The organism is Streptomyces sp. NPDC002742 (assembly GCF_042888885.1).
GTDB lineage: Bacteria > Actinomycetota > Actinomycetes > Streptomycetales > Streptomycetaceae > Streptomyces.
Genome location: NZ_JBIAQF010000004.1, coordinates 346544 through 359114, shown reverse-complemented (window position 1 = coordinate 359114; position 12571 = coordinate 346544). Strand labels below are relative to the sequence as shown.

Below are 12571 nucleotides of genomic sequence, written 5' to 3'. Positions count from 1 at the left end.
GCGACCGTCCGCCGGTCGTCGGTTGCGGGGCGACAGGGAGCGGACCGGCGAGCGGTGGGCGGCGCGCTTGCCGCCCCCCAGTGTCGCCGAGCGGCTCTGATCGGCGGGGAGGCGGAGAGGAGGCGCACGGAGGGATGTGCGGGTCGCGTCCACCGGCGCCATGTCCAACGTGTGCCCCGCGAGCGCCGCTAACAATCGTTCACTTCGGTGCGTTTCCTCCCACTCGTATGCTGGATCGGCATTCGTTTCCCACGTGAGCGCCGGTCCCATGAGCCGGCGCGCGCACAGGTTCAGAGAGGGCGCACGGTGAGCCAGTCGAGTACCCGGCAGATCCCGGTCATCGTTCTCGCCGGTTTCCTGGGTTCCGGCAAGACCACGCTGCTCAACCATCTCCTGCACCGCAGCGGTGGCAGCCGTATCGGAGCCGTCGTCAACGACTTCGGGGCGATCGAGATCGACGCGATGGCGGTGGCCGGAGCGCTCGGCGACTCCACGGTCTCGCTCGGCAACGGGTGCCTGTGCTGTGCGGTCGATGTCGGTGAACTTGATCAGTATCTTGATCGGCTCGCTCAGCCCTCCGCCCGGATCGACGTCATCGTCATCGAGGCGAGCGGGCTCGCCGAACCCCAGGAACTCGTGCGCATGGTGCTCGCCAGCGAGCACCCGGGGATCGTGTACGGAGGGCTCGTCGAGATCGTCGACGCCGCCGAGTTCGCGGGCACGCGTGAGAAGCATCCCGAGATCGACCGGCACCTCGCCCTCGCCGATCTCGTCGTCGTCAACAAGATCGACCGGGCCGACGACGCCGAGCGCGTGCTGGGTGTCGTCCGGGGGCTCGCCGACCGCGCCGCGGTCGTCCCCGCCACCTACGGCCGTGTCGATCCGGAGTTCCTCTTCGACTGCAGGCCGGGCGAGGAGCGCGTCGGACAACTGTCCTTCGACGATCTCCACGATCACGAGGAAGGCGGCCCGGGGCAGGGCGGTCACGAGGGGCGCGGCGACCTCGGCCATCTGCACGCCGCCTATGAATCCCTCTCCTTCAGTTCCGAAGTGCCGCTGGCGCCAAGGCGGTTGATGACGTTCCTCGACAGCAGGCCCGAAGGGCTCTACCGGATCAAGGGGTACGTCGACTTCGGCGTCCAGGACCTCCGCAACCGGTATGCCGTGCACGCCGTCGGGCGGTTCCTGCGCTTCTATCCGGAGCCCTGGGCCGGTGCGGACGAGCGGCTCACCCAGCTCGTCCTCATCGGCTCCGGGATCGACACGGCGGCGCTGGCCAAGGAGCTGCAGGCATGCGAAGAGGACGCCCCGCACGCCGACGAACACAGCATGTGGGGCGTCCTGCGCTACGTACAGGAGCCGGACCCGGAGGGCTGACCCCGGACCGCGACAGCGCGCGGCGGGCCGGCCGGGAGGCTGACCGCGGACTACACCGGGCCTGCCACCACCGACACCGGCTTGCCCAGCGAGATGCCCGAGCCGTCACGACGCGGGTCGATCTCCGGCAGGTCGACGGGCATACCGGTCTTCTGCGCCGCGCGTCCCGGCGTCGGGCCGGCCCAGGCCAGTGACAGGCAGTCCTCGCCCTTCAGGAACCGCTGACAGCGCACACCGCCCGTGGCGCGGCCCTTGCGCGGGTACTGGTCGAAGGGAGTCAGCTTGGCCGTGGTCTGGACGGAGTCGTCCAGCGTCCCGCGCGAACCCGCGACCGTGAACACCACCGCGTCGACCGCCGGGTCGACCGCGGTGAACGAGATCACCTTCGCGCCGTCGGTCAGCTTGACGCCCGCCATGCCGCCAGCGGCACGGCCCTGCGGGCGCACCTGCGAGGCCTGGTAGCGCAGCAACTGGGCGTCGTCCGTGATGAAGACCAGGTCCTCCTCGCCGGTGCGCAGTTCGACGGCGCCGACGATCCGGTCGCCGTCCTTGAGGGTGATGACCTCCAGCTCCTCCTTGTTCGAGGGGTAGTCGGGCACCACACGCTTGACGACACCCTGCTCCGTGCCGATCGCCAGACCCGGCGACGCCTCGTCGAGGGTCGCCAGACAGATCACCGTCTCGTCCGGCTCCAGGGCGGACAGGAACTCCGAGATCGGAGCGCCCCCGGAGAGATTGGGCGCCGACGCCGTCTCGGGCAGCCGCGGGAGGTCGATCACGTTCAGGCGGAGGAGGCGGCCCAGGGACGTCACGGCACCGATCTCGCCGCGCGCCGTCGCGGGCACCGCCGAGACGATCACGTCGTGCTTGGTGCGCTTGCCGTCCGGGTCCTCCCCGAAGGGGTCACCCGTGGCCGTACGGGCCAGCAGTCCCGTCGAGGACAGCAGAACCCGGCACGGGTCGTCGGCGACCTGGAGCGAGACCGTCGCGGCGGGGCTGCCCGCGGACTCCAGGAGCACCGTACGCCGGTCGGTGCCGAACTTCTTGGCCACCGCGGCCAGTTCGCCGGAGACCAGTTTGCGCAGCTCCGGGTCCGAATCCAGGATGCCGGTCAGCTCGTCGATCTCGCCGTTGAGCCGGTCGCGCTCCGACTCCAGCTCGATGCGGTCGAACCGGGTGAGGCGGCGCAGCGGCGTGTCCAGGATGTACTGCGTCTGGATCTCCGAGAGGGAGAAGTGCTCGATCAGGCGCTCCTTGGCCTGCGCCGAGTTGTCGCTGGAGCGGATGAGGCGGATGACCTCGTCGATGTCCAGGAGAGCGACGAGAAGACCCTCGACCAGGTGCAGCCGGTCGCGCTTCTTCGTGCGGCGGAACTCGCTGCGGCGGCGCACGACCTCGAAGCGGTGGTCGAGGTAGACCTCCAGCAGCTCCTTGAGGCCCAGGGTGAGCGGCTGACCGTCCACCAGTGCCACGTTGTTGATGCCGAAGGACTCCTCCATCGGCGTCAGTTTGTAGAGCTGTTCGAGGACCGCCTCCGGCACGAAGCCGTTCTTGATCTCGATGACCAGACGCAGTCCGTGCGAACGGTCGGTGAGGTCCTTGACGTCGGCGATGCCCTGGAGCTTCTTCGCGCCGACCAGGTCCTTGATCTTGGCGATCACCTTCTCCGGGCCGACGGTGAAGGGCAGTTCGGTGACGACGAGGCCCTTGCGGCGCGCCGTGACGTCCTCGACCGACACCGTGGCACGGATCTTGAAGGTGCCGCGGCCCGTCTCGTACGCGTCCCTGATCCCGGAGAGACCGACGATCCGGCCGCCGGTGGGCAGGTCGGGACCCGGGACGTGCTTCATCAGCGTCTCGAGGTCGGCGCCCGGGTACCGGATGAGGTGACGGGCGGCGGCGATGACCTCGCCGAGGTTGTGCGGCGGCATGTTGGTGGCCATGCCGACGGCGATTCCGGACGAGCCGTTGACCAGCAGGTTCGGGAAGGCGGCCGGCAGAGCCACCGGCTCCCGCTCCTGGCCGTCGTAGTTGGGCGAGAAGTCGACGGTGTCCTCGTCGATCGACTCGGTCATCAACGACGTGGCGTCGGCCATCCGGCACTCGGTGTAACGCATCGCGGCCGGCGGGTCGTCGTTGCCCAGCGAACCGAAGTTGCCGTGACCGTCGACCAGGGGAAGGCGCATGGAGAAGGGCTGCGCCAGGCGCACCAGCGCGTCGTAGATCGACGAGTCGCCGTGCGGGTGCAGCTTGCCCATGACCTCGCCGACGACGCGGGCGCACTTCACATAGCCGCGGTCGGGGCGCAGTCCCATCTCGTTCATCTGGTACACGATGCGACGGTGCACCGGCTTGAGGCCGTCGCGGGCGTCCGGCAGGGCTCGCGAGTAGATGACCGAGTACGCGTATTCGAGGAAGGAGCCCTGCATCTCGTCCACGACGTCGATGTCGAGGATCTTCTCCTCGTACGAGTCGTCGGGCGGCGGGGTCTTCGTGCTGCGGCGGGCCATCGCTGCTGCGGCTCCTTCACAGTCTCTGCCGGGGCATGAACGGGTTCTGACGCGCACCATTGTGGACCGCCCCACTGACAACGCCGACCGCGACCCGTCCGTAGCGCCCCTCCGGCGCGCTCCGCGGCCGTCCTCGAGACCGGTCCCGGCGACGTTCCTGAGCTGTTGCCGAGCCGTTCCCGAGCCCGGTACCCGGCGGCTGGCGACAGTGTTCGCGGTGGTTCTCGGAGGGTTTCCCGGGGTGTGTCAGGGACACGCGTAAGTCTCGCTCTCGGCGTACGCGGTGCGGGAACTTCGCCAGCCGTCCGCGCGCTTGCATACAGTGGCAGGACCGACAGGAATGACGCAGTTCCGCGATCGAAGGGACGTACATGCCCATGGGTCACACGGCCACAGCTGAGGCAGGCTCCGGCGGCCTGACAGCGACCGAGCACCGCCTGGCCAACGGCCTGCGCGTGGTGCTCTCCGAGGACCATCTGACCCCGGTCGCCGCGGTGTGCCTCTGGTACGACGTCGGCTCGCGCCACGAGGTCAAGGGCCGGACCGGACTCGCCCACCTCTTCGAGCACCTGATGTTCCAGGGCTCCAAGCAGGTCCAGGGCAACGGTCACTTCGAACTCGTCCAGGGCGCCGGCGGCTCGCTCAACGGCACGACGAGCTTCGAGCGCACCAACTACTTCGAGACCATGCCCACCCACCAGCTGGAGCTCGCCCTCTGGCTGGAGGCCGACCGCATGGGCTCGCTGCTCGCGGCACTGGACGACGAGTCCATGGAGAACCAGCGCGACGTCGTCAAGAACGAGCGCCGGCAGCGTTACGACAACGTCCCGTACGGCACCGCGTTCGAGAAGCTCACCGCGCTCTCGTACCCCGAGGGTCACCCGTACCACCACACCCCGATCGGTTCGATGGCGGACCTGGACGCGGCCACCCTGGAGGACGCCCGCGCGTTCTTCCGCACCAACTACGCGCCCAACAACGCGGTCCTGTCGATCGTCGGCGACATCGACCCGGAGCAGACGCTCGTCTGGGTCGAGAAGTACTTCGGCTCCATCCCCGGGCACGACGGCAAGGCCGCCCCGCGCGACGGTTCGCTGCCCGACATCATCGGCGAGCAGCTGCGTGAGGTCGTCGAGGAAGACGTCCCGGCGCGCGCCCTGATGGCCGCCTACCGGCTCCCGGAGGACGGCACGCGCGCGTGCGACGCCGCCGACCTGGCACTCACCGTCCTCGGCGGCGGCGAGTCCTCCCGGCTCTACAACCGGCTCGTACGCCGTGACCGCACCGCCGTCGCGGCCGGGTTCGGCCTGCTGCGGCTCGCCGGAGCGCCCTCCCTGGGGTGGCTGGACGTGAAGACGTCCGGCGATGTCGAGGTCCCGGTCATCGAGGCCGCCGTCGACGAGGAGCTCGCCCGGTTCGCCGAGGAGGGCCCGACGGACGAGGAAATGGAGCGCGCGCAGGCCCAGTTGGAGCGTGAGTGGCTCGACCGGCTCGGCACCGTCGCGGGCCGCGCCGACGAACTGTGCAGGTACGCCGTCCTGTTCGGCGACCCGCAGCTCGCCCTGACCGCCGTGCAGCGCGTCCTGGACGTCACGGCGGAGGAGGTCCGGGAGGCCGCCCGCGCCCGCCTGCGCCCCGACAACCGCGCGGTGCTCGTCTACGAGCCGACCACCGCCGAAGCCGCCGACGCGGCCGACCTGGCCGACGAGACCGACGAGGAGGCGGCGAAGTGACCGAGCTCGCCACCATGGACTTCCACCCGCAGCCCCAGGCCGGCAGCCCCAAGCCGTGGGCCTTTCCCGCCCCCCAGCGCGGCACCCTGGACAACGGTCTGACCGTGCTGCGCTGCCACCGCCCCGGCCAGCAGGTCGTCGCCGTCGAGGTGATCCTGGCCGCGCCACTGGAGGCCGAGCCCGCGGGCCTGGACGGCATCGCCACGATCATGGCGCGCGCGTTCTCCGAGGGCACCGACAAGCACTCGGCCGAGGACTTCGCCGCCGAACTGGAGCGCTGCGGCGCCACGCTCGACGCGCACGCCGACCACCCCGGCGTACGGCTGTCCCTCGAAGTGCCGGTCTCGCGCCTGGCCAAGGCGCTGGGCCTGCTCGCCGACGCCCTGCGAGCGCCCGCGTTCGCGGACAGCGAGGTCGAGCGGCTGGTGCGCAACCGGCTCGACGAGATCCCGCACGAGACGGCCAACCCCGCCCGTCGTGCCGCAAAGGAGCTCTCCAAGGAACTGTTCCCGGCGAGCGCGCGCATGTCGCGCCCGCGCCAGGGCACCGAGGAGACCGTCCAGAAGATCGACTCCGCGGCCGTACGCGCCTTCTACGACAAGTACGTACGCCCCGCGACGGCCACCGCCGTCGTCGTCGGTGACCTGACGGGTGTCGACCTCGACGAGCTGCTCGGCGACACGCTGGGCTCCTGGACCGGTTCGTCCGCCGAGCCGCGTCCCGTGCCGCCGGTGAGCGCCGACGACACCGGCCGCGTGATCATCGTCGACCGCCCCGGCGCGGTCCAGACGCAGCTGCTCATCGGCCGGGTCGGCGCCGACCGGCACGACCGCGTGTGGGCCGCCCAGGTGCTCGGCACCTACTGCCTCGGCGGCACCCTCACCTCACGCCTGGACCGCGTCCTGCGCGAGGAGAAGGGCTACACCTACGGCGTACGGGCGTTCGGCCAGGTCCTGCGCGCCGCGCCGGACGGCACGGGTGTCGCGATGCTCGCCATCAGCGGCTCGGTGGACACCCCGAACACCGGTCCGGCGCTCGACGACCTGTGGAAGGTGCTGCGCACCCTCGCGGCCGAGGGGCTGACCGACGCGGAGCGCGACGTCGCCGTGCAGAACCTGGTGGGTGTCGCGCCCCTCAAGTTCGAGACGGCGGCAGCCGTCGCGAGCACGCTCGCGGACCAGGTCGAGCAGTACCTGCCGGACGACTATCAGGCGACGCTGTACCGGCAACTGGCCGCCACCGGCACCGTGGAGGCCACCGCGGCCGCGGTGAGCGCCTTCCCGATGGACCGGCTGGTGACCGTCCTGGTGGGCGACGCGGCGCAGATCGAGGAGCCGGTCAAGGCTCTCGGAATCGGTGAAGTCAGCGTGGTGGCCGCCGAGTAGGGGCCGTGCGACGGAGGAGGGCCCTGGTGACCGAAGAGTCGTCAGGGCCCTCCTGCGTCCCGCGAAAGGCCCCCAAGATGTCCGTATTCGTGCGGGAGTTGCCCTTCTGCCCTGTGGGATGCGTTACAAAAATCGTGATCCGTTTGTTGTTCGAATGACACCCCGTTTAGCGTCGGTCCGGCTGTTCGTCACGCAGTGCGCCGCGCCCGCGGCACCGGACAGTCATCGCCGAGTCCCCCATGGCGCGAGTCAGGGGAGCCGGGGACCCACACGTAGTCCCTGGGGTGAATCGGACGCCCTCTTCGGAGGGGGTCCGTAGGAGACCTTCCTGCTCCGAACCCGTCAGCTAACCCGGTAGGCGAGAGGGAAGGAAAGGATCAGCCCCTACATGGCGTTCACCTGTGGCACCGGCAAGCATCGTCGAACGAGCCGGGTGCACAGCACCACCACGACCGCCGTCGGGGTCGCGGCGCTCACCACGACCGGTGTGATCGGAACCCTGGCCGCCCCCGCGTTCGCGGCGGAGGCCTCCGTCGAGCAGACCGGGCTGACCCAGGCCGTCACCCTCGGAGACACGGTCGCCGACCAGATCGACGCCCAGGCCTTCGCGCAGCAGCGCGCCGCCGACGAGGCCGCCGCGCGGAAGCAGGCCGAACAGGCCGCGCGCAAGTACGCCGCGGAGCAGGCCGCGAAGTCCCGCGAGGCCAAGGAGCGCGCCGCCCGTGAGGCCGAGCGCAAGCGCCTGAACACGTTCGTCATCCCGATCACCGGTTCCTACGTCTCCACCGGTTACCAGGCCAGCAGCAGCCTCTGGTCCTCGGGCAGCCACACCGGCGTCGACTTCCACGCCGCGTACGGCACCTCGGTCCACGCGGTGGGCTCCGGCACCATCGTCACGACCGGCTGGGGCGGCGCCTACGGCAATCAAGTAGTGATCAAGATGCACGACGGGACGTACACCATGTACGGCCACCTGTCGTCCATCGGCGTGTCCGTGGGGCAGACGGTCACTCCGGGGCAGCAGATCGGCCTCTCCGGGGACACCGGCAACACCACCGGACCGCACCTTCACTTCGAGGCCCGTACGACCGCGGAGTACGGCTCGGACATCGACCCGGTCGCGTACCTGCGCTCGCACGGAGTCAACGTCTGACGACCGCTTCGCGGCTTCTCACCGCTTTCGATGCCCCGGCTCACCGAGCCGGGGCATCGTCGTTTCCGGAGGCGTCTGTCCAAAAAATATCCATGGATTCAGGCCCGCCATCGGAAATTCAGGCTTCCTGCAATAGAGTCACTGAACAAGCGTCAATCGATGGCGTTTCGCGGGGATTAAAGCGGAGGTCGGTCATGCGTATTCCGGCGCACTCGGTATGCACGGCGATCCGTGACGACATCGTCGCGGGTGTCTACGAGCGCGGCGGCCGGCTCACCGAGGAACTGCTCGCGCGGCGCTACGGCGTCTCGCGCGTCCCCGTGCGCGAGGCCCTGCGCACCCTGGAGGCCGAGGGCTTCGTGGTCACCCGTCGGCACGCGGGCGCGTGCGTCGCGGAGCCCACCGAGCAGGAGGCCGCGGACCTCCTGGAGATGCGCATGCTGCTGGAACCACTGGGTGCCGCGAGGGCCGCCCAGCGGCGTACGGAGGCCCACCTCAAGGTGCTGCGGGGCCTGGTCAGGCTGGGCCAGGAGCGTTCCAGGAGAGGCCACAGCGAGGATCTGCGTTCCCTGGGCGGCTGGTTCCACGAGACGCTCGCACAGGCGTCCGGCAGTCCCGCGCTGACGTCCACGCTCGCCCAGCTGCGTCACAAGATCGCCTGGATGTACTCGGTGGACGCTCCGGCCAACCCCGCGGAGTCCTGGGCGGAGCACGGCGGCATCGTGGACGCTGTCGCCCGCGGCGACGGCGAGCGGGCCCGCGCGATCATGGCCCTGCACACCGAGCGCGCGACGACCGCGCACCGGCTCCGATTTCCCGGCGGCGACCGGCCGGACCGTGTGAGAAGTTCGCAACATCCCGTAAACATGATGGGCCAGCGTCATTAACACGGGCGCCGTATACAAAGAGGGATATTCGGCGGGGGCTTATTTCTGATGCCCTTTTATTCGTGTGTCCGGAATTTCGGCGCGCGCTATTCCCGTGACGGCGGCACCAGGGCCCGCGGGTGTCGCCGCGGGAATTCCTGAGCGGGGTGCGGAAAACGGCTGAGCCGCGCCGCCCGGAGAAGGGGGGCGCGGCTCAGCCGCGTGTGGTCCTGGGTGCCTTGTGGGCTCAGACGGTCTCGGGGAGCTCGTCGAGACCCTCGGCGACCAGCTTCGCCAGACGGTCGAGAGCGGCGTCCGCGCCCTCGGAGTCCGACGCGAGGACGATCTCCTCGCCGCCCTGGGCGCCCAGGCCGAGGACCGCGAGCATGGAGGCCGCGTTGACGGGGTTGCCGTCGGACTTGGCGATCGTCACGGGGATGCCGGAGGCCGTGGCGGCCCGGACGAAGATGGAGGCGGGGCGGGCGTGGAGGCCCTCGGTCCAGCCGACGTTGACGCGGCGCTCAGCCATGTGATGCTGCCCTTCGGGTGTTCAAGGTTGTCTAGACCAGTGTTCCATATCGTGAGGCGTGCCCGGACGGACCGGGTTCCGCCCGCGGCGGCGCCGGTCCGCGGCCCCGCTCCGGCGTCCGTCACCTTCAGACTGCCTCGCGCCGTTGTCGTACGCGAGCCGTACTCTGGGCCCCATGCAGACCTCGTCGGACCGGCACGAGTACCCGGCTCACTGGGAGGCCGACGTGGTGCTGCGCGACGGCGGCACCGCACGCATCAGGCCCATCACCGTCGACGACGCCGAACGCCTGGTCAGCTTCTACGAGCAGGTGTCCGACGAGTCGAAGTACTACCGCTTCTTCGCGCCGTATCCGCGGCTGTCCGCCAAGGACGTCCACCGGTTCACCCATCACGACTTCGTGGACCGCGTGGGTCTCGCGGCCACGGTGGGCGGCGAGTTCATCGCCACCGTGCGCTACGACCGGATCGACGCCGACGGGATGCCCGCGTCCGCGCCCGCCGACGAGGCAGAGGTCGCCTTCCTCGTGCAGGACGCCCACCAGGGCCGCGGCGTCGCCTCGGCCCTGCTCGAACACATCGCGGCCGTGGCCCGCGAGCGGGACATCCGCCGTTTCGCGGCCGAGGTGCTGCCCGCCAACAACAAAATGATCAAGGTGTTCACGGACGCCGGATACACCCAGAAGCGCAGCTTCGAGGACGGCGTCGTACGCCTGGAGTTCGACCTCGAACCCACCGACCGGTCCCTCGCCGTGCAGCGCGCGCGGGAGCAGCGCGCCGAGGCCCGTTCCGTGCAGCGGCTGCTCGCCCCCGGCTCGGTCGCCGTCATCGGTGCCGGCCGCACTCCTGGCGGGGTCGGCCGCAGCGTCCTGGACAACCTGCGGGACGCCGGATTCACCGGGCGTCTGTACGCCGTGAACGCGGCGCTCGGGGAGCAGGACAAGGAACTCGACGGAGTCCCGGCCCACCGTTCCGTCCGCGACATCGCCGAGCCCGTCGACCTCGCCGTCGTGGCCGTACCGGCCGAGCACGTCCCCGAGGTCGTCACGGAATGCGGCGAACACGGGGTGCAGGGACTCGTGGTGGTCTCCGCCGGATACGCCGAGAGCGGTCCCGAAGGACGCGAACGCCAGCGTGAACTCGTACGGCACGCGCGTACGTACGGGATGCGCATCATCGGTCCCAACGCCTTCGGAGTCATCAACACGTCCCCCGAAGTGCGTCTGAACGCCTCGCTCGCCCCGCAGATGCCCCGCCCCGGACGCATCGGCCTGTTCGCCCAGTCCGGCGCCATCGGGATCGCCCTGCTGTCCCGGCTGCACCGGCGCGGCGGCGGCGTCACGGGCGTGACCGGCGTGTCGACCTTCGTCTCCTCCGGGAACCGGGCGGACGTCTCGGGCAACGACGTACTGCAGTACTGGTACGACGACCCGGACACCGACGTCGTCCTGATGTACCTCGAATCCATCGGCAACCCGCGCAAGTTCACCCGCCTCGCGCGGCGGACGGCGGCGGCGAAGCCACTGGTCGTGGTCCAGGGCGCGCGGCACGGCGGGGCCTCTCCCCAGGGGCATGCCGTGCGGGCCACCCGGCTGCCGCACGCCACCGTGTCCGCGCTGCTGCGCCAGGCCGGAGTCATCCGGGTCGACACCATCACCGAACTCGTCGACGCGGGCCTGCTGCTGGCCCGCCAGCCGCTCCCCGAAGGACCCCGCGTGGCGATCCTCGGGAACTCCGAGTCACTGGGGCTGCTCACGTACGACGCGTGTCTCGCCGAGGGGCTCAGGCCGCTGCCGCCGCGGGACCTGACCACGGCGGCCTCGGCGGAGGACTTCCACCGGGCGCTGTCGCAGGCACTCGCCGACGACGGCTGTGACGCCGTGGTCGTGACGGCCATACCGGCGCTGGGGGAGACCTCGGCCGCCGACGCGGAGCTCGCCGAGGCGCTCCGGTCCTCCGCCCTGGCGGCTCCGGCGAAACCGGTGCTCGTCGTGCACGTCGAACTGGGCGGGCTCGCCGAGGCCCTGTCCGCCGCCGCGAGCACCGCCCCCCAGGCCCCCGAGGCGGCGCAGGGAGCGGCGTCCGGCGCCCGCTTCCACCCCTCGGACCGATCGCCCGCCGCGACGCGCCCCGAATCCGCCCCGGACTCCCGGCTCATCCCCGCCTACCCCGCCGCGGAACGCGCCGTCCGCGCCCTCGCCGAAGCCGTCAAGTACGCCCAGTGGCGCCTGGACGCCGGCGAGCCCGGCAAGGTGCCCGAACACGAGGACATCGACGAGAAGGGCGCGGCTCGGCTCGTCGAAGGCCTCCTCGCGCGCGGGGAGGGTCTGACCCTGGGAGGCGAGGAGACGGCGACACTGCTCGGGAAGTACGGCATCGACGTGCGCCGCGCCCTGCCGGCGCCCACCGCGGACGAGGCCGTGGCGGCCGCGGGTGCCATCGGCTACCCCGTGGCCCTCAAGACCACCGCCCCGCACCTGCGGCACCGCGCCGACCTGGGCGGCGTGCGGCTGGACGTGGCGGACGAGGAACAGCTGCGCCGGGCCTACGCGGAGCTGACCGAACTGTTCGGGGCACCGACAGTGCTGCGCCCGGTCGTGCAGGGGATGGCGCCGCGCGGTGTCGACACGGTCGTCCGCGCGGTGATCGACCCGGCGGCCGGGGCGGTGCTCTCCTTCGGGCTCTCCGGAGCCGCCTCCGAACTGCTCGGGGACACGGCGCACCGGCTGATTCCGGTCACCGACCGGGAAGCGGCCTCCCTGGTCCGGTCGATCCGGACGGCGCCGCTCCTGTTCGGCTGGCGGGGCTCCGCGCCGGTCGACACGGCCGCCCTCGAAGAGCTCATGCTGCGGGTGTCCCGGCTGGTCGACGACCACCCGGAGGTCGTCGCGGTCTCGCTGGAGCCGGTGGTGGTCGCCCCGTCCGGCCTGAGTGTGCTGGGCGCCACGGTACGGCTGGCCCGCGCCCCGGTACGGGACGACCTCGGCCCTCGGACACTGCCCGTCGTCTGAGTCGTCCG

General features: G+C 70.8%; 8 protein-coding genes and 1 riboswitch. Of the genes, 6 read left to right on the top strand and 2 right to left on the bottom strand.

Going from position 1 to position 12571, the window contains the following annotated elements; genetic code table 11:
• Positions 1-306 precede the first annotated feature (306 nt).
• Entirely contained in the window at positions 307-1377 is a 1071-nt protein-coding gene (locus tag ACFYW8_RS08980; protein WP_389069400.1) for a CobW family GTP-binding protein, read from the top strand.
• A gap of 50 nt (positions 1378-1427) precedes the next feature.
• On the opposite strand, the gene ACFYW8_RS08975 is transcribed toward ACFYW8_RS08980, so the two are convergent.
• Positions 1428-3887, bottom strand: a complete 2460-nt coding sequence (locus tag ACFYW8_RS08975) for a DNA topoisomerase IV subunit A (protein ID WP_365869038.1) — start codon at positions 3885-3887, stop codon at positions 1428-1430.
• Positions 3888-4258: 371 nt separating this feature from the next.
• Here ACFYW8_RS08975 and ACFYW8_RS08970 point away from each other — a divergent pair, with 371 nt between their 5' ends.
• From ACFYW8_RS08970 to ACFYW8_RS08955, 4 genes are all read left to right on the top strand, one after another.
• A complete protein-coding gene (locus tag ACFYW8_RS08970) occupies positions 4259-5620 on the top strand; it encodes a pitrilysin family protein (RefSeq protein ID WP_365869037.1) in 1362 nt (453 codons plus the stop codon).
• Positions 5617-7005, top strand: coding sequence for a pitrilysin family protein (locus ACFYW8_RS08965; RefSeq protein ID WP_365869035.1), 1389 nt, complete (start codon positions 5617-5619; stop codon positions 7003-7005). Before ACFYW8_RS08970 ends, ACFYW8_RS08965 begins: the two co-directional genes overlap by 4 nt.
• Before the next feature lie 216 nt (positions 7006-7221).
• Positions 7222-7381: riboswitch (cyclic di-AMP (ydaO/yuaA leader) on the top strand.
• Positions 7382-7393: 12 nt separating this feature from the next.
• The gene (locus ACFYW8_RS08960) at positions 7394-8158 is read left to right on the top strand and encodes a peptidoglycan DD-metalloendopeptidase family protein (RefSeq protein ID WP_365869034.1); all 765 of its coding nucleotides are present in this window, start codon (positions 7394-7396) and stop codon (positions 8156-8158) included.
• A gap of 194 nt (positions 8159-8352) precedes the next feature.
• Positions 8353-9045 carry a GntR family transcriptional regulator gene (locus tag ACFYW8_RS08955; RefSeq protein ID WP_389069394.1) on the top strand — a complete coding sequence of 231 codons (693 nt, stop codon included), beginning with the start codon at positions 8353-8355 and terminating at the stop codon, positions 9043-9045.
• Between the two features lie 226 nt (positions 9046-9271).
• Here the strand turns inward: ACFYW8_RS08955 and ACFYW8_RS08950 are convergent, their stop codons facing one another.
• The gene (locus tag ACFYW8_RS08950; protein ID WP_365869032.1) at positions 9272-9553 is read right to left on the bottom strand and encodes an HPr family phosphocarrier protein; all 282 of its coding nucleotides are present in this window, start codon (positions 9551-9553) and stop codon (positions 9272-9274) included.
• A 175-nt stretch (positions 9554-9728) separates the two neighbouring features.
• On the opposite strand from ACFYW8_RS08950, the gene ACFYW8_RS08945 reads away from it, so the two are divergent.
• Complete coding sequence (locus ACFYW8_RS08945) at positions 9729-12563, top strand: GNAT family N-acetyltransferase (RefSeq protein ID WP_389069391.1); 2835 nt, start codon at positions 9729-9731, stop codon at positions 12561-12563.
• The last annotated feature ends 8 nt before the right edge of the window (positions 12564-12571 follow it).

What these genes read in the sequence shown, in the direction of transcription:
- ACFYW8_RS08975 (WP_365869038.1), bottom strand. Translation starts at nt 3,887, where the DNA reads ATGGCCCGCCGCAGCACGAAGACCCCGCCGCCCGACGACTCGTACGAG.
- ACFYW8_RS08970 (WP_365869037.1), top strand. Translation starts at nt 4,259, where the DNA reads ATGCCCATGGGTCACACGGCCACAGCTGAGGCAGGCTCCGGCGGCCTG.
- ACFYW8_RS08960 (WP_365869034.1), top strand. Translation starts at nt 7,394, where the DNA reads ATGGCGTTCACCTGTGGCACCGGCAAGCATCGTCGAACGAGCCGGGTG.
- ACFYW8_RS08955 (WP_389069394.1), top strand. Translation starts at nt 8,353, where the DNA reads ATGCGTATTCCGGCGCACTCGGTATGCACGGCGATCCGTGACGACATC.
- ACFYW8_RS08950 (WP_365869032.1), bottom strand. Translation starts at nt 9,553, where the DNA reads ATGGCTGAGCGCCGCGTCAACGTCGGCTGGACCGAGGGCCTCCACGCC.
- ACFYW8_RS08945 (WP_389069391.1), top strand. Translation starts at nt 9,729, where the DNA reads ATGCAGACCTCGTCGGACCGGCACGAGTACCCGGCTCACTGGGAGGCC.